19 protein-coding genes are annotated in these 21024 nt (G+C 45.9%); all 19 read left to right on the forward strand.

Annotation, left to right across the window (positions count from 1 at the left end; translation table 11 throughout):
* The first annotated feature begins 47 nt into the window (after positions 1-47).
* The 19 genes from BUB11_RS03220 to BUB11_RS03305 all read left to right on the forward strand — a co-directional run bounded on the left by BUB11_RS03220 (position 48) and on the right by BUB11_RS03305 (position 21003).
* Positions 48-365, forward strand: coding sequence for a hypothetical protein (locus BUB11_RS03220; protein ID WP_159436890.1), 318 nt, complete (start codon positions 48-50; stop codon positions 363-365).
* A gap of 15 nt (positions 366-380) precedes the next feature.
* Complete coding sequence (locus tag BUB11_RS03225) at positions 381-1226, forward strand: acyltransferase (RefSeq protein WP_073027822.1); 846 nt, start codon at positions 381-383, stop codon at positions 1224-1226.
* Positions 1227-1451: 225 nt separating this feature from the next.
* A complete protein-coding gene (locus BUB11_RS03230) occupies positions 1452-2558 on the forward strand; it encodes a DegT/DnrJ/EryC1/StrS family aminotransferase (protein WP_073027824.1) in 1107 nt (368 codons plus the stop codon).
* Positions 2548-3435: a hypothetical protein gene (locus BUB11_RS03235; protein WP_073027826.1), complete on the forward strand. Its 888-nt coding sequence runs from the start codon at positions 2548-2550 to the stop codon at positions 3433-3435. Before BUB11_RS03230 ends, BUB11_RS03235 begins: the two co-directional genes overlap by 11 nt.
* Entirely contained in the window at positions 3432-4772 is a 1341-nt protein-coding gene (locus tag BUB11_RS03240) for a flippase (RefSeq protein ID WP_073027827.1), read from the forward strand. The genes BUB11_RS03235 and BUB11_RS03240 overlap by 4 nt, the downstream gene beginning before the upstream one ends.
* A complete protein-coding gene (locus BUB11_RS03245; RefSeq protein ID WP_073027829.1) occupies positions 4759-6219 on the forward strand; it encodes an O-antigen ligase family protein in 1461 nt (486 codons plus the stop codon). The genes BUB11_RS03240 and BUB11_RS03245 overlap by 14 nt, the downstream gene beginning before the upstream one ends.
* The gene (gene wecB, locus BUB11_RS03250; protein WP_073027831.1) at positions 6216-7289 is read left to right on the forward strand and encodes a non-hydrolyzing UDP-N-acetylglucosamine 2-epimerase; all 1074 of its coding nucleotides are present in this window, start codon (positions 6216-6218) and stop codon (positions 7287-7289) included. Before BUB11_RS03245 ends, wecB begins: the two co-directional genes overlap by 4 nt.
* Positions 7290-7362: 73 nt before the next feature.
* A complete protein-coding gene (locus BUB11_RS03255; protein ID WP_073027832.1) occupies positions 7363-8571 on the forward strand; it encodes a glycosyltransferase family 4 protein in 1209 nt (402 codons plus the stop codon).
* A gap of 40 nt (positions 8572-8611) precedes the next feature.
* Positions 8612-9850, forward strand: coding sequence for an O-antigen ligase family protein (locus BUB11_RS03260; protein ID WP_073027834.1), 1239 nt, complete (start codon positions 8612-8614; stop codon positions 9848-9850).
* On the forward strand, positions 9843-10946 hold the full coding sequence (locus tag BUB11_RS03265; RefSeq protein ID WP_073027835.1) for a glycosyltransferase: 1104 nt from the start codon (positions 9843-9845) through the stop codon (positions 10944-10946). The genes BUB11_RS03260 and BUB11_RS03265 overlap by 8 nt, the downstream gene beginning before the upstream one ends.
* Positions 10947-10991: 45 nt before the next feature.
* The gene (pseC, locus tag BUB11_RS03270) at positions 10992-12152 is read left to right on the forward strand and encodes a UDP-4-amino-4,6-dideoxy-N-acetyl-beta-L-altrosamine transaminase (protein ID WP_143159026.1); all 1161 of its coding nucleotides are present in this window, start codon (positions 10992-10994) and stop codon (positions 12150-12152) included.
* Positions 12153-12174: 22 nt separating this feature from the next.
* Positions 12175-12831, forward strand: coding sequence for a sugar transferase (locus BUB11_RS03275; RefSeq protein WP_200797855.1), 657 nt, complete (start codon positions 12175-12177; stop codon positions 12829-12831).
* Positions 12831-13829, forward strand: coding sequence for an acyltransferase family protein (locus tag BUB11_RS03280; RefSeq protein ID WP_073027837.1), 999 nt, complete (start codon positions 12831-12833; stop codon positions 13827-13829). Before BUB11_RS03275 ends, BUB11_RS03280 begins: the two co-directional genes overlap by 1 nt.
* A 264-nt stretch (positions 13830-14093) precedes the next feature.
* Complete coding sequence (gene dltC / locus BUB11_RS03285; protein ID WP_073027838.1) at positions 14094-14330, forward strand: D-alanine--poly(phosphoribitol) ligase subunit DltC; 237 nt, start codon at positions 14094-14096, stop codon at positions 14328-14330.
* Entirely contained in the window at positions 14330-15550 is a 1221-nt protein-coding gene (gene dltD / locus BUB11_RS03290) for a D-alanyl-lipoteichoic acid biosynthesis protein DltD (RefSeq protein ID WP_073027840.1), read from the forward strand. Before dltC ends, dltD begins: the two co-directional genes overlap by 1 nt.
* Positions 15507-15680 carry a teichoic acid D-Ala incorporation-associated protein DltX gene (locus tag BUB11_RS29025; protein ID WP_143159027.1) on the forward strand — a complete coding sequence of 58 codons (174 nt, stop codon included), beginning with the start codon at positions 15507-15509 and terminating at the stop codon, positions 15678-15680. The genes dltD and BUB11_RS29025 overlap by 44 nt, the downstream gene beginning before the upstream one ends.
* Positions 15681-15700: 20 nt before the next feature.
* Complete coding sequence (dltA, locus tag BUB11_RS03295; protein WP_073027841.1) at positions 15701-17293, forward strand: D-alanine--poly(phosphoribitol) ligase subunit DltA; 1593 nt, start codon at positions 15701-15703, stop codon at positions 17291-17293.
* On the forward strand, positions 17294-18466 hold the full coding sequence (gene dltB / locus BUB11_RS03300) for a D-alanyl-lipoteichoic acid biosynthesis protein DltB (RefSeq protein WP_073027843.1): 1173 nt from the start codon (positions 17294-17296) through the stop codon (positions 18464-18466).
* A gap of 203 nt (positions 18467-18669) precedes the next feature.
* The gene (locus BUB11_RS03305) at positions 18670-21003 is read left to right on the forward strand and encodes a cell wall-binding repeat-containing protein (protein ID WP_073027844.1); all 2334 of its coding nucleotides are present in this window, start codon (positions 18670-18672) and stop codon (positions 21001-21003) included.
* The last annotated feature ends 21 nt before the right edge of the window (positions 21004-21024 follow it).

Consider the following 21024-nt stretch of genomic DNA (forward strand, 5'->3'; position numbering starts at 1 on the left):
CCTAGGCTAAGATTACGGGTCTTCGCGGCTATGCATGTTTTCCATAAATGCTACGAAGACAATCATGGACGTTTCTCATGAGCAGTACGTGGATTTTGATTTACAAAAGAGAACGACTTAAGCGAGTAGCTAACCAAACTTCGCGAAAAGCAGGCAGCGGAGACGAGTTGGAAACAAGGACGTTTCCAACCGGCACTGAGCCAAGGTCGCCTGCCACCATCCTTGGTTCCGGCGACACTCGGCCGTCCTTGGCCATCGGATGGCGAATTGCCGGGAACTCGTCGGAGCGGACGGCTTTGAGCGGTAATTTGGTCTACGTAGCTTATGAAGCGAACGTTGTAAATCAAAATCCACCCCGCTATTGAAAGGAGCGAAGAATAATGAATCATAATCTCATAGCCCACAGTGCAACCGTGCCCTTAACCACAACCGTCGGGCCGTTTTGTGTGATCGGAGAAAATGTTGTGCTTGGGGAAAATGTCATCTTGGGAGTTGGGTGTGTCCTTGGTGACGGAGCAAAGGTCGGGGACGGAGTTAAGCTGGGTAATTACGTGAGTATTGGTCGGGGTGCAGTAATCGGACATCGTACCCGCATAGGAGATCATACCACCATTTATCCGCAAACTATTCTTGGGGAAGATGGGTTTATCGGCAGCAATTCTTCAATCGGACGTTTACCGAAGGCTTCGGCAACGAGTACAGTTAAAGCACAAGCGGATATGCCCTCTCTTCAGATGGGTAATGGATTCACCATAGGTTGTTCTGCCGTTCTTTATGCCGGCACCAACTATGCTGATAAGGCCTTTGTCGGAGATGGAGCAGTCGTTCGAGAGAAATGTTCGATTGGGCAGAACGTGGTTATCGGCAGTGGAGTAGTAGTAGAAAATGACACCAAGATTGGCGAGTTCACCAAGATACAGACAGGTTCATATATAACTGCCTATATGGAAATCGAAGAACGAGTGTTTATAGCTCCCATGGTTACGACGACTAATGACAATTACATGGGACGGACTGAAAAACGCTTTAAAGAAATCAAAGGCCCCACCATTCAGCGAGGGGCCCGTGTTGGCGGAGGCTCGATCCTTTTGCCAGGGGTGAAGGTAGCCCCGGAAACCTTTGTAGCTGCAGGGGCTTTGGTTAGCAAAGATACCACGGAAAAGCGAGTTATTAAAGGGTTCCCCGCCAAAGATCTTCGAGCGGTACCTGAGGAGGAGCTGCTATAGCACCTCGGGCGACCAGAAATTGAGGGGACAACTGCTAAGTGAACACATTAGTGAAGTTCACGGTAAAGCGAGTGCAGATGTTGAAGACTTCAACATCCAACGAGCAAGTGAAACGTAACGTGTGTGAATGTACAATGGCTCCTTACTTTCAAAGACCAACAAAATGAACCCACAAACTAATTCACGTACTGTGGGCTGAATATAGAAGAGAAAGGGAAGATTATAATGAAAATTCCTCTTTTAGATCTTAAGGCTCAGTATTTGACGATAAAGGATGAGATCAATCAAGCCATTATGGGCGTGCTGGATTCGTCGGTATATATTCTGGGGCCGCAGATGAAGGCTTTGGAAAAGGAAGTTGCGGCTTTCTGCGGCACGGAGGAAGCTGTCGCGGTTGCTAACGGTACAGATGCTTTAGTACTGACTCTTAAAGCCTTTGGCATTGGCCCCGGAGACGAAGTGATTACTACTCCCTTCACCTTCTTTGCCTCTGCAGAAACCATTGCTCAGGTTGGTGCGACTCCTGTTTTCGTTGATATTGACCCGGTGACACTTAACATGGACTTAACTCAATTAGAGAAGAAAATAACCTCTCGGACAAAGGCCATTATCCCCGTACATATTTTTGGCCAGATGCTGGATGTGGAGAGAGTTATGGAAATCGCCGCACGCCACGACCTAAAGGTCATCGAAGATGCCGCTCAAGCTATTGGAGCAGAATACAAGAGTAAAAAAGCCGGCTCAATCGGACATGCTGCAACGTTTAGTTTCTTCCCTACCAAAAATTTAGGGGCTTATGGAGATGCAGGCATGATCGTCACTAACGACAAGCATTTGGCCTCAGAATTGCGTATGTTGCGATTCCACGGGTGCCAAGTAAAATATTATCATGATAAAATCGGCTATAACAGTCGTCTTGACGAGATTCAAGCTGCCATCTTACGGGTTAAGTTACGCTATTTAAATGGATGGAATGAAGGCCGTCGGGAAAAGGCGGCAGTTTATGACGAACTATTAGGGCAACTGCCACTGACTCTGCCCGGCCGGGATCCGGCGGGCACCCCCATATATCATCTCTATGTCTTACGGTCGGATCGTCGCCAGGAACTGATGGAGGCGCTTAAACAAGCGGATATCGCCTGTGCAATCTATTATCCGGTTCCATTGCATTTACAGAAGGCTTTTCATGATTTGGGCTATAAAGAGGGCTCCTTCCCGATCACGGAGAAAGCATGTACGGAAGCCTTGGCAATTCCTTGCTATCCCGAACTTTCAAGAACGGAGCAAGAAGAAATTGTCCGCGTGATCGAAGGAGTATACCGTGGAAAATAGCGTTAGGAAGCTAGGACCGTTGCGCAGAGGGAATCTTGTTCTAATCGGCCTGTTTCTATTTGTGCTCCTGGGTGTTTTTTCAGGGTATAAACAGGTAAAAGGGCCGTTTACAGAAACGGAAATTCAGGAAGCCCAGAGTGGGGCTACTCGTTTTCTTAACGGAGAATTGGAGATCGGTCAAGGTCAACTTATTGATATAAAGCATTACTTCTTTGTGGGAACAGTTTATGAAGTGGAAACACCTCAAGGCAGAAAAAACCTAATCTCCTTTGTTACTCCGCAGGACAAACCAAGCCCAGGTCAAAAGGTTGAATGGGTTGGGGTAGACAATTATGTCTCATACGTGACGACCGTCTTTCCAGAGGAGAAGATTATGGATGGAGAAATTAATTCTTTAGAGAGAATTTCTCCGAAGAACAATGATCAATTCTATTGTGTTGTATACTCCTTTAAAGAGGACACAGTTCAACGCTTTATTGTTGATGCTGCTAAACTAGCAACTCTTAAAACACTGAACAGTGTTCGGGTAACGTATCACTCGCCGGGGGATAGCCTTGTCGAACCAGCCCCTAATACCCAAAAAGTAGCTACGGGCTATATTACTGATCTTTGGTTAACCACCATGATCAAAGGGCTAGAATTGGAAAGGGATTTTGATTTCGAAAAATATCCCTACTATATCACTCTGGCTCCAAAGCCCAATGCCAAATATACTTGGACATTTTATCTGACCAAGGAACAGAGGGATCAATTGAAAAACGGGAATGTTATAGAGGTGAAGTATTCTTCCATATTCCCGACAAGTATAGAGGTCACACGGGAGACTGTGGATCCCGATGTCTTGTGGGGTAATCCTGATAATGGTGAAACCCCATGAGTTTTGTTCGAAACAGCTTTTTGACCCTGTTTGGAACCCTGGGACGCGTTGTTTTTTCCATGGTAACTCAAATCATCATCTCTCGCGTGCTGGGACCCGTGGGAAAGGGCTTGTATTCCTTTCTTGTCCAGATCCCCACGGTATTGGTACCGCTGTGCAGTTTAGGATTGAATTATGCCAATACTTACTACGTTGCACGAAACCCTGAAGATGGCAAAAAAGCTGTGGGAAGTTCACTGGGTATGGCTGCTTTTTTGGGCGGGTTGATGGTGGTATGTGTAAGTATTGCTTATCACTTTTTGAAGAATGGGTACATGCAGGCAGTAACGCCCCTCCAATTGGGATTGATTCTGCTGGCAATTCCTTTCGGACTGCTTAATCTCTATTGGTTGAGTGTGTTATGGGGATTGGACTCCATAGGCAAGTACAACTTGGCCTTACTGGTCCAGTTCGTAGTCCTCTCCGCAGGAGTTTCGGCAGCGGCTGCCTTGGATCGTTTGACAGTGACCACTGGGTTTGGGATATGGGTAGCCGGAAATATTTTGACAACCCTGTATATGCTGCCGGAAATGGCCAAGATTGTTCGCTGGCGTTTCCATGTCTTTAGCCCGTCGTATATAAGACAAACTCTCAGTTATGGGGCTAAGTCCTACTTAGCTAACGTCATGATGGTTATTAACTATCGACTCGACCTCTTCATAATCGCCGGATTTTTGCCCCTATCTGAAGTTGGTCTTTATGCTACTGCAGTCACCCTCGCCGAAATGGTCGGATACTTGGGCAATGCGGTCAATACGGCTCTCATTCCAAAACTGGCTTCTGAGAAAGACAGCCTTACCTTCTCTATGACTCCTAAAGTCACGCGCTTAACCATAATGCTGACCTTTCTTGCCGCGCTCGGAATGGCTATAATCGCTTACCCGTTGATTCTCCTCTTCTTTGGGGCGCGCTTTAGTGGAGCTTTCTACCCTTTGCTGGTATTATTGCCTGGGATTGTGGCCCTTGGTGGATCTGTAGTGCTTTCGGGGGATTTAATGGCCCGAGGAAAGCCGATTTACTCAAGTATCTCTTCCGGGATCACAGTCGTACTAACCTTGATCCTTGATTTTACTCTCATCCCCCTTTGGGGTATTATGGGAGCCTCCATGGCCTCAAGCTTAGTTTACATATCCCTTTTTACCCTGAACTATGTTTTTTACCGCCGTGAAAGCGGCGAAAAGTTTAAAACCGTTTTGATTTTTACGCGGGAGGACATAAGAGAGATGACTTTGTTTATTAAGCAGGTGAGCACTAAATGGATCTCGAGGAGAAAGGAGATGCACGATGGAAAAAAATAATCTGAGTGAAAACCGTTTGCTCCTGATTCTTGAGGTCTTTGTCACCATATTATGGCTTTATATGATCCTTCGCTGGGTCTATTATCCGTCGACTTTAATAACCTTGGGTTATCTGTGGGGGATTGTTTGGGTTGCCGTAAAACGTCCCAGGTGGTTGCCGGCGGTACTTATCGTCACATTTCCCCTTGAGGTTTCGAAAATGTTCATACCGGCTTACAGCTTACCAGAGCGATTAGCTGGTTTTAATGTTTCTATCTTAGATTTTTTTCGTCTTACACAACTGGCCTTAGGCCTGCGTTGGTTATGTGATCTTTGGCAGACTCATAAAGACCATCGGGCACACATAGCCAATAAATTTAAGATTTGGAAACGTATAAAGACAGACGCCCTTTTATGGCTCCCAATCGCGCTTTTAGGAGTTTACTTGCTTTCAACGGCCTTTTCTATTGCGCCGGCACATTCGTTTGCAGAAACCGTGCGCTTGCTTTCCTTGGTTATCACCCTTTACCTTGTCATAGCCTACGTCGAAGACGAAAAGGATTTGCAGCGCTTAGGCTATACGCTGATTGCAGCTGGAGCGGTTCTGGGTTTAATTGCCATTGTGCAGTATCTAACAGAATGGTTTTTCATCCCGACTTCTGCTGTCGTCATTAATCGCCGTTCTAACACTACCTTCGCTGACCCAAATATCTTTGCTCGTTTTTTAGTTGTCACATTCTGGTTCTCTGTGGCTGAGCTTGAACGACGCACTTCATGGTCATCGCGCCTTATACCGCTCGTTGCTATTTTGCTGCAGGGTGCCGGCTTGGGAATCACCGGCTCACGAGGCGGAATTTTGGCTCTGGGTGTTTCGTCGATTATCTTCGTGATTCTCATTCCCCGACGCAAGTTGACGCTTTCCGCCATGGTGCTAATGATTTTCGCTATTGTTGCGGCGGCTGTCTTTAATCCCGCCATCATGGCACGGATTGAGAGCTTGCGCACGGGTTTATTGAGTGCCTCCGGAGGGATTCGAGAGTATTTGTGGCGGTCGGGAATAGCTATGGTGAGGGATCATCCGGTGGTTGGCATTGGAGTGGGGGCCTTTGGAGTGGCCTTTACAACGATCTATCCTTACTTCAATCCTTACTCTACCTTTTATGTTTCTCTGTCGCATACGGCGATCCTTACCGTGTTGGCGGAAACCGGGATTATCGGCTTTACCGTTCTTTATTTTCTTTTTGGCAAGACACTCCAAAGAGGGTGGGACATTTCCCGTACAATCCGTCATGAGCGCCTGCGTTTCTTGAATGCCAGCATAGTGGCAGGAGTAATAGCGATTTTTGTCAGTGCTCAAGGAGAAGGACGATTATATGAAGAACCGTTGCTTTGGATCCTTTGGGCAATGTTAGTCTCAGTCTCTCAGTTAGCCAACCAACAGATAAGAAAGGAACATACGAAACTATGAAAATTGCAACGGTCGTAGGAGCAAGGCCCCAGTTTATTAAGGCGGCTTCAGTCTCCCGTGTTTTAAGAAGGGACCATCAAGAAATACTAATTCATACCGGACAACACTATGATACTAACATGTCCGATATTTTTTTCGATGAATTGCATATTCCTCGACCGGATTTTCACCTAGGAATCGGTTCTGGTCGACATGGCGCTCAGACTGGGGCAATCCTGGAAAAGGTTGAGGAAGTGCTGATTCAAGAAACTCCTGATGCTCTGTTAGTCTACGGGGATACGAATTCGACACTGGCGGGGGCTTTGGCAGCCTCGAAGCTTCATATCCCTGTAATCCATATCGAAGCGGGACTTCGAAGTTTTAATCGCAGAATGCCTGAAGAGATCAACCGAATTTTAACAGATCATCTTTCCAGTTGGCTTTCCTGTCCGACTGAAACTGCCGTTAAGAACCTTAGCGCTGAGGGGATTACAGAGGGAGTTTCTCAAGACGGAGACGTCATGTACGATGCTTTTCTTTATAACCTTCAGTTGGCCAAGGAGAAATCCAATATTCTCCAGACGCTCAATTTAGGACCAAAATCATATATTCTCGGTACAATACACCGCGCTGAAAACACGGACGATCCAGCACGTTTAACTCAAATCTTAAAAGCATTATCCCAGATTTCGCTGCCTGTGGTCCTTCCGTTACATCCCCGAACCCGTAAGATCGTGCATGAATTGGGTTTAACATCACTGCTTGATCGACTTAACGTAATTGAACCCGTCGGTTATCTTGATATGATTACACTTGAAGCCCATACTTTAAAGTTAGTTACGGATTCAGGCGGAGTCCAGAAAGAAGCTTATTTTGCTGGTGTCCCTTGCATTACGATGAGGGATGAAACAGAGTGGGTCGAAACAGTCGACGTGGGATGGAACCGCTTGACTGGCGCGGATGAAGGGAAAATTCTAGAGGCTGTAGAGATGTTTACTCCTCCAGAAAACCGTCCGAGTATTTTCGGTGATGGCAAGGCCGCAGAGCAAATTGTAGCAACGTTTGGAAAGAAAAATATTAACCAATACTAAAGTTTATGACTTTAATTGGCGATAAATAAAGTATTGCTCCAATCTCAGAAAGTTGGATAAGGAAGGTAAATCAATGCGATTTTTAATTTTGACCCAATACTTTCCTCCGGAAACAGGGGCTGCTCAAGTGCGGCTTAAAGAACTGGCAAAAGGATTGCAGCGCCAGGGGCATGAGGTTGTCATTGTCACTGCCTTTCCTAATCATCCCTCAGGGGTGATTCCGCCAAAGTATCGAGGATATTGGTCGATGAAAGATGAAGTGGAAGGATTACCCGTCTACCGAACCTGGGTTTACCCTGTGCAACGGGGACATTTTTGGAAACGCCTTTTAAATTATTTTTCGTTTACCTTTTCGTCTTTATGGGGAATCCTAAAGGCAGGGCCTTGTGACGTCCTTTTCGTGGAGTCCCCGCCACTATTTCTGGGGATGACTGCTGTACTCGGAAGCTGGATTAAACGTGCCCGCCTGGTGTTTAATGTGTCAGATCTCTGGCCGGAATCCGCAGTAGCTTTGGGGTTGGTTAGCAATAAGACCATGATCCGAATGACAGAGGCACTGGAAACTTGGCTGTACAATCGTTCTTGGAAACTGTCTGCGGTGACATTAGGAATTCGCGACACCTGGATAAAACGGGGAATACCGGCTGAGAAAATCGCTTTTTTGCCTAACGGAGTAAACCTCGATCTCTTTCGCTCCCTTCCACCAGATCAAGAATTTAAGGAAAAGCTGGGACTTCAAGATAAATTTGTTTTGGTCTATACCGGAACGATGGGATACGCGCAGGGGTTAGAAAGTGTATTGGAAGCAGCTAACTTATTGCGTTCTGAACCACAGTATCATTTTCTCTTTCTAGGGGATGGGACGGAAAAACCGAGACTTGAAGAAATGGCGAGAGAAATGAAGTTGCCAAATGTGCAATTTCTCGGATTTCAACCGGTTACAGATATGCCACGCTATTTGTCCTTAGCTGCGGGAAGTATAATTCCCTTAAAGAAGCTAAAACTCTTTGAAGGGGCACGTCCGTCTAAGATGTTTCCGGCCATGGGCTGTGCGGTTCCTGTTATCTATAGTGGAGAAGGGGAAGCCGTAGAGCTGATCAGGGAGGCCGGAGCGGGACTTACCGTTGAACCGGAAAACCCTGTTGAGATGGCCCAAGCCATTCGTTCCCTATACGAGTTAAGTGACCAGGGAAAGTCTATGGGAGAGAACGGCAGGCGCTATGTAGAAGAGCATTATTCTTGGGACAGTATTGTCAGTCAGTGGCTAAAAGAGCTGAAATAGCCGGAAGGTAAGAAGTTTATAAATGAGAGGAAGTGGCTGTGTGAAACGGTGGGGTGATTGGATTATTCCCTTGTTTTTTGCTTTGGTGCCTTGGGATATCAGTAAAGTGCTGTTCCCCCCCTATCAAAGCGGTGCGGAAACACCAACCTCTTTAACCTTTTTGCGCATAGGGATGATTCTCTTGTTAGCTTGGGGAGCAGTGCGCTTTGTTCAATTAGGAATAGGGAAGACCTTAAAGCGTCTTGCTGGGGTTCCATTGATTTGGGCGGTCATTCCCTTGTTCATCGCCGTCCTTGTTTCACTGATTACAAGCTTGCAACCACAAACAACGATTAATGAAGGGGTGCGCTTGCTTCTTCTATTTGCTGTCGGGATAAGCATGGCTTTGGGTGCGGACCGAAAAACAGTCTTTGACCGAGTGTTTAAGGTGATTTTTGCTATGGCGACTCTTACTGCAATCATTGGATTAGCCCAATATCTGAGTGGGAACTGGATTTGGGGCGGAGGTATTAATATCTCCGGAGTACGAAGGGTGAATGCAAGTTTCATCGATCCTAATCTGTTTGCACGTTATTTGAATATCTCTATCCTGGGGACTTTACTCCTTCTCGTGCGGCGGGAATGGTTTTTAAATATCGGAACTGCCTTGGCACTCCTTATCCAAGTGGCAGCTCTGGGAGTTACGTTTTCGCGAACAGGATGGTTGACCCTGCTGATAGGAATTGTTATTATAGCCCTTAGCTCAGCGAAAAATCCCAGGACGCCTTGGAGTATACTGGGGCTTGGAGGGGTGGGGGCAATTGCTATTTATCTCATCCCAAGTATCCGCATCCGGTTTGAAACACTCTTCACCGGGATGAGCGCTCTCGGACAGCGTGAGCACCTGATCAAGGGTGGTTGGGCCATGTTTATCGAAAATCCCTTGACCGGAGTGGGGTTGGGAAATTTTCAGTGGGCAATAGAACAGCCCTACCATTATCTGGTGCCTTGGAGTGATGCGGTCACTCGTTCTCATACCAGTTTAATTACGGTAGCGGCTGAGATGGGCATACTTGGCCTTGTGAGCATGTTTGTTTTTCTTATTATTATAGCGAGTATGAATTTGCGTGTGTTGAATCAGATGAATTCTTTTGCACAAGCAATCTTAATTAGTATTTTCGTGGTTTGGCTCAGCTCCCAGGGGGAAGGACGGTTTTTCGAAGACCCTATGGTTTGGGCTTTCTGGGGATTGAGTCTAGCCATTCAATGGAAACCTTGGGGAGAGGGCTGGGATGGCTAAACTTTGCTTATTGGCCAACGCAGCCAGCACTCATACCGAGAAATGGGCCATAGCTCTGTCAGAACGAGGGTGGGAGGTAGAAATCCTAAGTTTTCTCTCTGCAGAGCTGCCAAAGATTAAAGTGCATGTCATACCTCGCTTGGCCGGTGATAAGGTGGATGTACTATTGCGCCAGACTTGGGTCAGGGAAAAGGTCGCCGAGATTAAACCGGATCTGATCCATTCCCATTATGCAACGAGCTTTGGCTTGCTGGGAGCGTTAACCCGCAGGCATCCTTTGGTTATTTCCGCCTGGGGCAGTGATATTTTTTCCTTTCCCCGAACCTCCTTTTTGCATCGAAGACTGTTAAAATGGATTCTGAGTCGTGCAGATGTGCTATGCTCAAGCAGTGAAATAATGGCCCAGGAGATGCATCGCTATATTGGCTCGGAACAAGCTATAGAAATTATTCCCTTTGGAGTGGATACCACTCACTTTTCTCCCCCCCAGGGAGAACAGGTTTCTTATCCTAAAAGCGGCAGCGGCAGTACAGACAATCTCGTAGTGTTCGGCATTGCCAAAGGCCTGCACTCTGTGTATGGATTAGATCTTTTGATCGGGGCCTTTGCTCAGGTTCATGGTCATTTTCCTCAGACGCGTCTGCGGATTGCGGGGGAAGGTCCACAGCGCGGCCAGCTAGAGGACTTGGCAGAGAAGCTTGGAGTTAGCGCATATATTGAATGGCTGGGGCAACTTCCTAATGCTAAGGTTGCTGATTTCTATCGAAGTATTGATATTGTGGTCATTCCTTCCCGTCAAGAGAGCTTTGGTGTAACAGCAGTGGAAGGATCGGCCTGCGCCCGTCCCGTGATTGCCAGCAGGGTTGGCGGATTAACCGAAGTAATTATAGAAGGAGAGACAGGTTTACTTGTTTCTTCAGAGAATATCACCGAGTTAGGCGAGGCTATGGAACGTCTCATTAAAGATCCTGCCCTGAGGGATAGCTTAGGCCGACAAGGAAGGGCAAATGTGCTAAAGCACTATGATTGGCAAAAAAATGTAACTCAAATGGAAGCCGTGTATCGGCGATTACTCCGAACCAGTCAGAAAGGATAAGTTTAATTCTTTATATGCTCGAATTTGAAAGGAGACATAAATCCAATGCGTAAAGAATTTTTAACCTACGGTTTGCCTCTTATTGAAGAGGATGATATTGCTGAAGTTGTGGACAGTCTCAGATCAAATTGGATTACCAAGGGACCCAAAACCCACGAGTTCGAGAAACGCTTTGCTGAGTATATCGGAGTCAAATATGCTATAGCTGTGAACTCCTGCACGGCAGGGTTGCATCTCGCGCTGGTGGCTGCGGGAATCGGTGAAGGGGATGAAGTGATCACAACTCCCATGACCTTTGCTTCCTCTGCAAACGTTATTATTCATACCGGAGCAACACCAATCTTTGCAGATATCGACCCGGTGACGATGAACATCGATGTCAACGAAGTTCGTAAAAAGATAACCCCCCGGACTAAAGCCATTATTCCGGTTCATCTTGCCGGACATCCGTGTGAAATGGATGAAATTATGGAGCTGGCCAAGGAATATAATCTTTTTGTACTAGAGGATGCAGCCCATGCTGTGTATACTAAGTACAAAGGGAAATTAATCGGTACCATCGGGAATGCAACGGCATTTTCTTTCTACGCCACAAAGAACTTGGCGACGGGAGAAGGGGGCATGGTCACCACGAACGATGAGGCCCTTGCCGATAAAATCAGGATAATGAGTTCACATGGCATGAGCCGAAATGCCTGGAACCGCTATTCGGCGTCAGGTTCCTGGTACTACGAAATTCTCCATCCCGGATATAAATACAATATGACGGATATTCAGGCGGCTCTCGGTCTGTCCCAATTGGCAAAGCTCGAGCGCATGCAGGGAGTTCGACTGGAAATAGCCGAGCGATTTAACGAAGCATTCGGCAAAATGCCCGAACTGGAAATTCCTCCTGAAAAGGAATATGCCCGCCATGCTTGGCATCTGTATATCATAAAGCTAAATCTGGAGAAACTATCCATAGACAGAACAGAGTTTATCGAAGAATTGAAGAAGGAACAGATTGGAACGAGTGTGCACTTTATTCCTGTGCCAATGCATCCCTTCTATAGAGATACCTTCGGTTTCCAAAAAGGAGATTTTCCCCAGGCTGAAACGACCTTTGAACGTATTATCTCCTTGCCCCTTTATCCGAAGATGAGTAAGCAAGATACGGAAGATGTCATTGAAGCTGTCGAACGAATTGTCGAGGGTTTTCGCAAGTAAGATAGGGAAAGGAGACAAACCAATGGGTCAGAGATTGGCGGCATCTGCTGAAAGTAAAGAGCTTATGTATTCACGTTGGCAACTTGCGCTGAAGCGGCTGCTTGACCTTTTAGTCGCTGTTGTTCTTCTTGTGATCATATCACCGTTGTGGCTTTTTATAGTCCTTTGGATTCGCTTGGATTCTTCGGGACCGGCCATTTTCACACAAACCCGGGTGGGACTTTGGGGCAAGCCCTATACTATTTATAAGTTCAGGACGATGTCAGCGAATGCGGATGCCTTAATGAAGTCAAAGCTGGAAAAAGTTGAAAATCTCGAAAACTTCGTTTTCCAGGAGAAAAATGATCCCCGGATTACACGGAGCGGGAAGTTTTTGCGTAAAACCAGTTTGGATGAACTCCCTCAGCTCCTAAATATTTTGCTTGGCAATATGAGTCTTGTAGGACCTCGCCCGGAGGTTCCGGATATTGCAAAACACTACACGCCAGAACAACGCCTGCGCCTTAACGTCTTGCCGGGGGTCACTGGATTAGCCCAAGTCAACGGGCGGAGTGAACTAACCTTGGGAGAAACCCTCGCCTATGATGTGGAATACGTCAGGCGATGGAATATCTGGTTGGATTTATCGATTTTGTGGAAAACTTTCTCCGTCGTCTTCTCCGGTAAAGGGGCTTACTAATGAATAAACGATCATCAGAACAGCTAAAAGGAATTGCGATCCTTTTGGTTGTTTTCGGGCACCTGTTTGTGACAAAGTTCATTAACAGCCAGAACGCAGCCTTTGGTTATTTAGGCGCACAAGGGGTGGCCATTTTCTTAATACTTTCGGGCTATGGAATGACAACATCCTTTTTAAAAAATGGGATCGATCATAAATTCCTTGTACGGCGGTTACGAACTGTATTGCTTCCTTATTCCTTAGTGACTCTGATATGGTTTTTGTATGATTATACTAAAGGCATAATTTATCCCACATGGACAATCGCGCTTTCTTTAATAGGCTTGGATTTTCAATTCACTTTGGATGCCACGATGTGGTACATATCCTTTATCTTGATGTGGTATCTGGTTTTCTATCTTGTATTCAGCCTTAAGCTACCTAATGTTTTGAAAGTCGGGTTGCTATTCGGATTTGCCTATCTTTTACGATATCATTCTAGGGTGAGTTTCACGGAACCAGTTTATTGGCAATGGGGTCTTCACGCTGTCATGTTCCCGCTGGGAGCACTCTTCGCCCTAGTAAGACTGCAAAACTTAAGTGAGAAAATCATTACAATACTATTTAGCTTTAGCGGGATCGCAGGCTTGGCGGTATATTTCATTAACCTCAAGGATAATGCCCTCGGTTTAGGACCTTACATGCTCTCTAATTTAGGTTTCGCCATAGCGACTGTCTCGTTGATGATTATTTTGGAGCGATTTGGGCTTTATTCAAGGTTGCTTGGGTTTATTGGTTCGATTTCCTATGAAATTTATTTATTTGAGGCTGTTTTCATGTATAAGCTCTGTCTGCCTTATGTTTTGCCAAACAAAGTACTGTCCCTTAGTCTTTATATTCTAGTCTTGATTGGATCAAGTCTATTACTTAAAAATGTTCTAAGGTTCTCGCTTAGCGCCGTCTCGCGCAAACTAAGTTTGAATCGTGAAGAGGTTCAGGGGCAAGGTCTTTCAGGATAAAGTATAGGGTAATGGCGCTATGACAACTTCTTGTCTTGGTCTAAAATCAGTATTTAGCCAATTCTGATGTGACAAATGTAACACCTTTAGCATAACTCTAAAATGAAAATAAGGGATAAATAACCAATAAATGGTTATGATTTATTGGGGAAGGATCTAAAGAATACTAAGAACAATTCATAAAAAGCAGGACGTTTCAGGGAGGAACTGCTTTCTATCTTGTCGAATAGGAAAAGAAGGTTCTTGCATAGAGGAGGAATAAACGTGATAAGAGAAAAGATTCTTGATATACTTACCGATATTTGTGGTACAGATGAGATAAAGCGGAACCCGGATCTGGAATTATTTAAGAATGGATTGCTTGATTCCTTTGGAATCATTGAATTATTTGTGGCCATTCACGAGCAGCTGGCCATTGAAGTGGCCCCAACAGAAATGGAACGTGAGGAATGGGAGACCGCCAATAAAATCATTGCTTACCTGGAGGAGCGTAGGGGTTGATGATTCGAAGTCGACTAGGGCCAATGCTTATTGCCGTGCTTCTCTTTGCTGTAACAATAGTTTGGATGGGCCCACTGACTCAACAGGTTGTGGGGCTTTTTTGGCTTAAACAAGGCGTTACCCAAACCATCGGCGGCTCCCAAACTCCTGTAAGTTTTCAGGGTACGATCTTGCAGGAAAAAGCCCTGGAGTCCCCGGATATTCTTCCTGTTTACGGGTCTTCAGAATTTTCGGCTGTCTCGGAATTTCATCCGTCACTTCTTTTTGAGGGAAAACCCACCGGGTTTGCCCCTTTTCTTGTGGGGAGAGGAGGGACCCAGGACATTATCCATGCTCTAAACATGGCAGCTTTAGGAGAGTCTCTTAAGGGCAAAAAAATTGCCGTAATACTTTCTGCACAATGGTTTACTCCGGAAGGAATCAGTCCCGCGTATTTTAAACAGAATTTTTCCCCGCTCCACGCCTATCAAATGGTTTTTAACTCCTCTTTATCTGCAGAGACTAAAACTTCATTAATAACCCGCCTCTTAGACTTTCCCGAAGCCTTTGAGGAGCAACCCACTCTCTATGCGCTTCTAAACCAGCACTTGCTTACAAGCCAAAAACCAAGCTTTGGGAGTCTGAGATTAGCAGTTCGGGGAAGAGTTGAAATGGCCGCCCTCGAAGCTCAAGACGCGTTAAAAACCATTGCCTACGCCCGGCTAATCAACCCAAAAAGTGTTTCAATAAATGCTGCTGTAACGGCACCGCCTCTTGCCTCATGGCAGGAATTAAAAGAGAAGGCCACCAGGCAGGGTGAAAAAATGGCCCAAAATAATCGCTTTGGCATCTTAGATCAGTACTATTCAGAGAATATACAACCCAAGCTCGCGGAGAATAGGAATTCATCGCCCCATTCAGGACTATATCCCTCGCCTGAATACCAGGATCTGGAGCTATTGTTGAATTTGCTCCAAGAGACTAAGGCTCAACCGATGTTTATTATTGTGCCAGTCAATGGAACTTGGTATGATTATACAGGTTTTCCGATAGATGAACGTAAGGCGTATTATTTACGAGCTGAGAAGATGATCAAGGACAGAGGGTTTGCGGTTGCAAATTTCGGAGATCACGAATATGATGCTTACTTCTTGCAGGACACGATGCACTTGGGCTGGAAAGGGTGGGTGAACATCGATGAAGTACTGGACGGATTTTATCACGAAAGGGAAGGGACCTAAGGAATGGAATCCCACCTTAATATGGTGTGGCCGAATTGCCTATTACTACCTTATCCTGATGGGGTTGTTTATTCTTTATTTAGTGCAAAAGCAACAAACTACAGTTCCGTTTATTTACAATAACTTTTAGGCGAATGGGGAATGTGTTTCATGCTTAGTGAAAAAATCCATGATTGGTCCATAAGATGTCCGGAGCGGGTGGCACATCGACATGGGAATTCAGCTTTAACCTATGCTTCTTTAGAAAGCGGATCTAATGCTGCTGCAGTGTGGCTTCATGAACTGAATTTAGCTGAGGGAATAACTCGCCAAACTCCGGTTGTGGTGTATGGGCATAAAGAAAATGAGATGCTGGTATTATTTATGGCTTGCGTCAAAGCAGGCCATCCTTATATTCCTGTGGATTCCTCCGTGCCGGCGGAGCGACTGTGGCAAATTATTGAGGCTTCTGGCGCAAGAACAGTCCTTTCTCCTCAAATTGTGCCTAAAGGGGATGCCTCGCCCAAAGTTATGATCGAAGAAATGATTTCCCTGGACGGGCAGGACAGTATCCTTAAGGGATATCAATTGGAAGTACCGTCATCCTCATGGCAGGTACAACCGGATGAAGTTTACTACATCATCTACACCTCCGGCAGTACAGGCGTACCCAAGGGAGTTCAGATTACCCTGGGGGCCTTAGAGAGTTTTCTCAACTGGGTCAACCCGGCCTTTCAGCCAGAGGAAATGAATGAGGTCTTTCTCAATCAGGCCCCCTTTTCCTTTGACCTTTCGGTGATGGATTTATATATGTCCTTAAGTACAGGAGGGACCCTTTGGAGTGTGGACAAAAACCAAATTGCTAACCCCAAAGAACTCTTTGCCTCCTTGGCTTCCTCGAAAATTAGTTACTGGGTATCAACCCCTTCCTTTGCCGAGGTATGTTTAATGGATCCCAGTTTTAATGATACCCTGTTGCCCCAGGTCAAGGGTTTTCTCTTCTGCGGAGAGATTCTTACCCATGATTGTGCTTCCAAACTGGCTCAGCGCTTTCCGCGAGCAAAGGTGGAAAATCTCTATGGCCCCACCGAAGCCACAGTGGCGGTAACTAACCTGACCATCACCCAGGACATTCTGAACGGGTTTAATCCACTTCCGGTAGGAAGGGTTAAACCGGATGCTCTGGTCCTCATTTGTGATACCGATCACCTCACGGCAACGATAGCCGCCGAGAAGGGGATTTTGCCCCAAAGACCTGAGACCCTGTCCGAGGGAGAGGCGGGGGAGCTGGTTATTGCCGGCCCCAATGTGAGTGTGGGTTACCTTAACAATCCAGAGCAAACTGCCAAGGCCTTTTTTAGCTGGCAAGAACAAGGGGTAACTTGGAATGCTTACCGAACGGGAGATTCTGGGCTGTTTAAAGAGGGCTTCCTCTTTTACCAAGGCAGGTTAGATTTTCAGGTTAAACTTCATGGTTACCGGATCGAATTAGGAGAAATCGAGGAAAATCTCAGGCGATTAGCGATGGTTGAGAATGCTGTAGTTTTACCCATTGAACGACGGGGTAAAGTGGAATATTTACAGGCCTTTATTACAGTGAGTAAGCCTGTGGAAGACGAATTTACGGCGACTCTTGCTCTGAAGGAAGATTTGCGCAGACACCTGCCCGAATATATGATCCCGCGCCGGTTTAAATTCATCGAGAAAATGCCCATGACACCGAATGGTAAGGCAGACCGGCGTGCTTTGTTGGGAGGCCAATAAATGACGCCTTTTGAGGACTTTTCCTTTTTTATCTATTTGCTTATCCCAATGGTCCCAGCAGTTTTGCTTGGGATTCTCGGAGTATCCGGTAAAGTACGAGCTGCCTGGGTCTTACTTTCTACCTTGGGTATGCTTCTGCTCATTGGACGACCACTGAGCGTGCTCTATCAGATTGAAGGCTATCTTTTGTTCCAATGGATTATAGTACGGCTTTACTTGTCCTATCGACTGAGTACACTGGGAAAAAATCGCGCCGGTGTCTTTTATCTGGTAACTTTCTTAGCGATTCTGCCCTTAGTGATCGTAAAAATTAACCCTAGTTTTATAGCGTTGGGATTTTGGCAAACTGTGATCGGGTTTATAGGGATTTCCTATTTAACCTTCCGTACGGCAGGGATCATTATGGAAATTCGCGATGGGTTGATTAAAGAGGTTCGATTAGTGGATTTCATCAGTTTTGTCCTCTTTTTCCCGACCATTGCCTCCGGTCCGATTGACCGCTACCGACGCTTTGTTACAGATCTCTATAAACCCCTTACCCGGCAGGAATATGGTGAGCTGGCCATCCAGGGAATGGACTATATTTTCCGGGGCTTTCTGTATAAGTTTATTATCGCCTATCTTATCAATAAGTATTGGCTTGAGCCCTTGAACCAGACCTTTGGATTCCTGCCAACCCTTAAGTACATGTACGTTTACGGCTTTTATCTCTTCTTTAATTTTGCCGGATATAGCGCGTTCGCTATCGGAGTCAGTTATCTGATGGGTATTAAGACTCCCATCAACTTTGATAAACCCTTTATTTCTAAAAATATTAAAGATTTCTGGAACCGTTGGCATATTTCGTTGTCATTTTGGTTTAGAGATTACATCTACATGCGTTTTGTCCTTGATTCAGCTAAGAAAAAGCGCTTTAAAAATCGTTATACGGCTTCCTATGTGGGTTATCTCTTCCTTTTTGGCATTATGGGAGTATGGCACGGAACCCAGCTCCAGTATGTCTTGTATGGGCTCTATCATGCGGGACTGATGATTGGCTTTGACTTTCTGGAACGCAAGAACAAAACCTGGAAGTATTGGGGGACAGGACCGATCTGGGATCTGTCAGCGATATTGGTGACCTTTCATTTTGTGATGTTTGGTTTTCTGATTTTTTCCGGCCGCCTGGTATAAATGGCGGCGATCAACTTCATCTTGTATGCTCTCGGCCCTGCTAGGTCAACTGTATCAGTTAGATTTAGGGGGCTTTTTTTTATCCAATCGTAAGGCTCCCACTTCTACAAGTGGAAAACAGTTTTTGGGCAGGAATCCTCTCCTTTGGTGTCGAATAAGAAATGGAATATTGTCTTAGACACATAGAGAGGGGTAGTAGGAGTATGGGGGCACAACGCGTCAAGAAGATCATGGCAGTACTTATCATCGGACTTATTATTATCCAGCTAGTCCCGGCTAAACCGGTCATGGCAGCCGTAGATCAGAAGGCCTATTATAATGAGATTGGTGAAAAGTTAGAGGATATGGCCAATAAATATAATATTCCGCCTGTACTCCTCAAAGCAGTTGCTTGGATGGAGAGTGGATGGAAGCAATGGGAACTGGATACTGCCACCGGACAGCCTATTACCGATAAACCGTTAATAGGACGTGACGGAATTGGAATTGGGATTATGCAAGTTTCCTCATACGATCCCAAGGACACAGCGACTATGGACAGATTAAAAAATGATATCGACTATAATATTGAGATTGGTTGTCAGATGCTCAACCAAAAATGGCGGGCTTACCCCAAGATTGGTGACGGGGACCGTAATGTTTTAGAAAACTGGTATTTTGCCATCTGGGGTTACAATAGTTGGGCAACAAGAAATAATCCAAATTGCTTAACAGGTAAAACTGCTTATCAGGATTCAGTGTTTAGTTTGATGGGTCAAAAGTACAATAGTGCAATAACCTTTGCGCCGGGAGCCACAAAATTCCCGAAGGAACTTTTACCCCCGGTAAATCCTCCTTACTTATCCGGTCGTTGGAGTACCCCGGCCTCGATTCATTTAGGAGATTTAGAGATTGATGAAGACAGCTTGGTTGATTCCGGTGGAGGAACCGGTGCAGAATCCGCCAATGGTGATTACTGGTACAACTATGCTCGTTGGAGTTCGTATTATGCTTTAGGATTTTACGTTACTGCTTATAAGAGCCCATCGGTTACAGATAAAGAGGTTGTCGAAAAGAAAATTCTTAATGCCTATGGCAAACTGTTAACGGAAGCAGATGTTTTGATGCTCGAAAAGAACGACACTTCCTATGCCAGTGCGGCTAAATACTACTGGACAATCTTGCAGGGACCAGACCTGGATGCTTCTATCCAGAAACGTGCGCAAACAGGTCATCTTAGTGCCTTAAACAAGCTCTTAGCTGAAGCTGATAAATTGGCGCTTGCAGACAGCATCAGTTATGCGACTGCTGCCCAGGACTATGGAATAATATTACAGCAATCGAATCTGGACGCCAGTCTTGAAGAACAGGCTAAAAATGGCCTGCAAAACACCTATGTAAAGCTCTTGTCTGAAGCAGATAAATTAGCCCTGGAAGGGACAGCTTCCTCTAATGAGACTGCGGCAAAATACTATTTGACGGTTGTGCAGGGACAAGTCCTGGATGCCAACCTCACAGAACGCGCCAGAGTCGGGTACGAAAAAATAAAGGGCACTAACCCTTTGCCAACTCCCAATCCAACGCCAACGCCAACGCCAACGCCGACTCCGACTCCGACTCCAACCCCAAACCCCGAGGAGTTAAGCATCGAGCGGCTCTATGGGACGAGGGCAGAAGACACGGCGATCAAAATAGCCCAAACAGGCTGGGCAAACAATTCTGCCCCAGTCGTGCTCCTTGCACGAGTAGACCGCTTCCAAGATGCCTTAGCGGCAGCCCCTTTGGCCAAGAAGCTTAAGGCACCCTTACTCTTAACGTCCCCTTATCAGTTAGACAAAGAGGTTTTACAAGAGATAAAACGTCTGTCCTCTAATGCTAAAGTCTATGTCATTGGGGGTGAGGGAGCGATACTGAAGCCAGTGACAAACACCCTTGTAGAAGAGGGTTTATCCTATGAACGAATCTACGGAGATTCTGCGGCAGATACAGCCGCCGCTATTGCCAGGAAGATTGGACCCAGTTCACAGGTGATCTTAGCTTCCAGTACCAGCTTTCCGGATGCTCTCTCGGCTTCTGCTCCGGCAGCGGCTTTAGGGATTCCAATTCTTCTGACAGAACAAAACAAATTGCCCGCGGCCACTAAGCAAATACTAAAAGACTTCGGGGTGACAAAAACCATCATCGTAGGAGGGAAATTTGCGGTATCCACAACGTTTGATGCCAAAGGAGGTCCCTTAGAACCCTATGGTCCTTTGCGCTTGGCTGGGAATACAAAATATGATACGATGTTACAAATTGTGAAACACTTTAACCAAAATTCTGAATCAATCGTCATAGCTACGGGGGAGACCTTCCCAGATGGCTTATCCGGAGGAGCTTTTGCAGCTTTGACGGGAAGCCCTATGATTCTCGTCCCCAAAGGGGATCTGAATTCGGATACCAGTACTTACTTAAAGGGACTGTGCGGAAAGACCAAAACAGCTTATATTTTGGGTGGGACCGGGGTAATTCCAAGCACAAATGAAAAAACAATGGGGAGCCTTTTGACTTCTCAATGATCCTAAATAGGCAGAGGATGG

Source organism: Desulfosporosinus lacus DSM 15449 (genome assembly GCF_900129935.1).
Classification (GTDB): Bacteria; Bacillota; Desulfitobacteriia; order Desulfitobacteriales; family Desulfitobacteriaceae; genus Desulfosporosinus; species Desulfosporosinus lacus.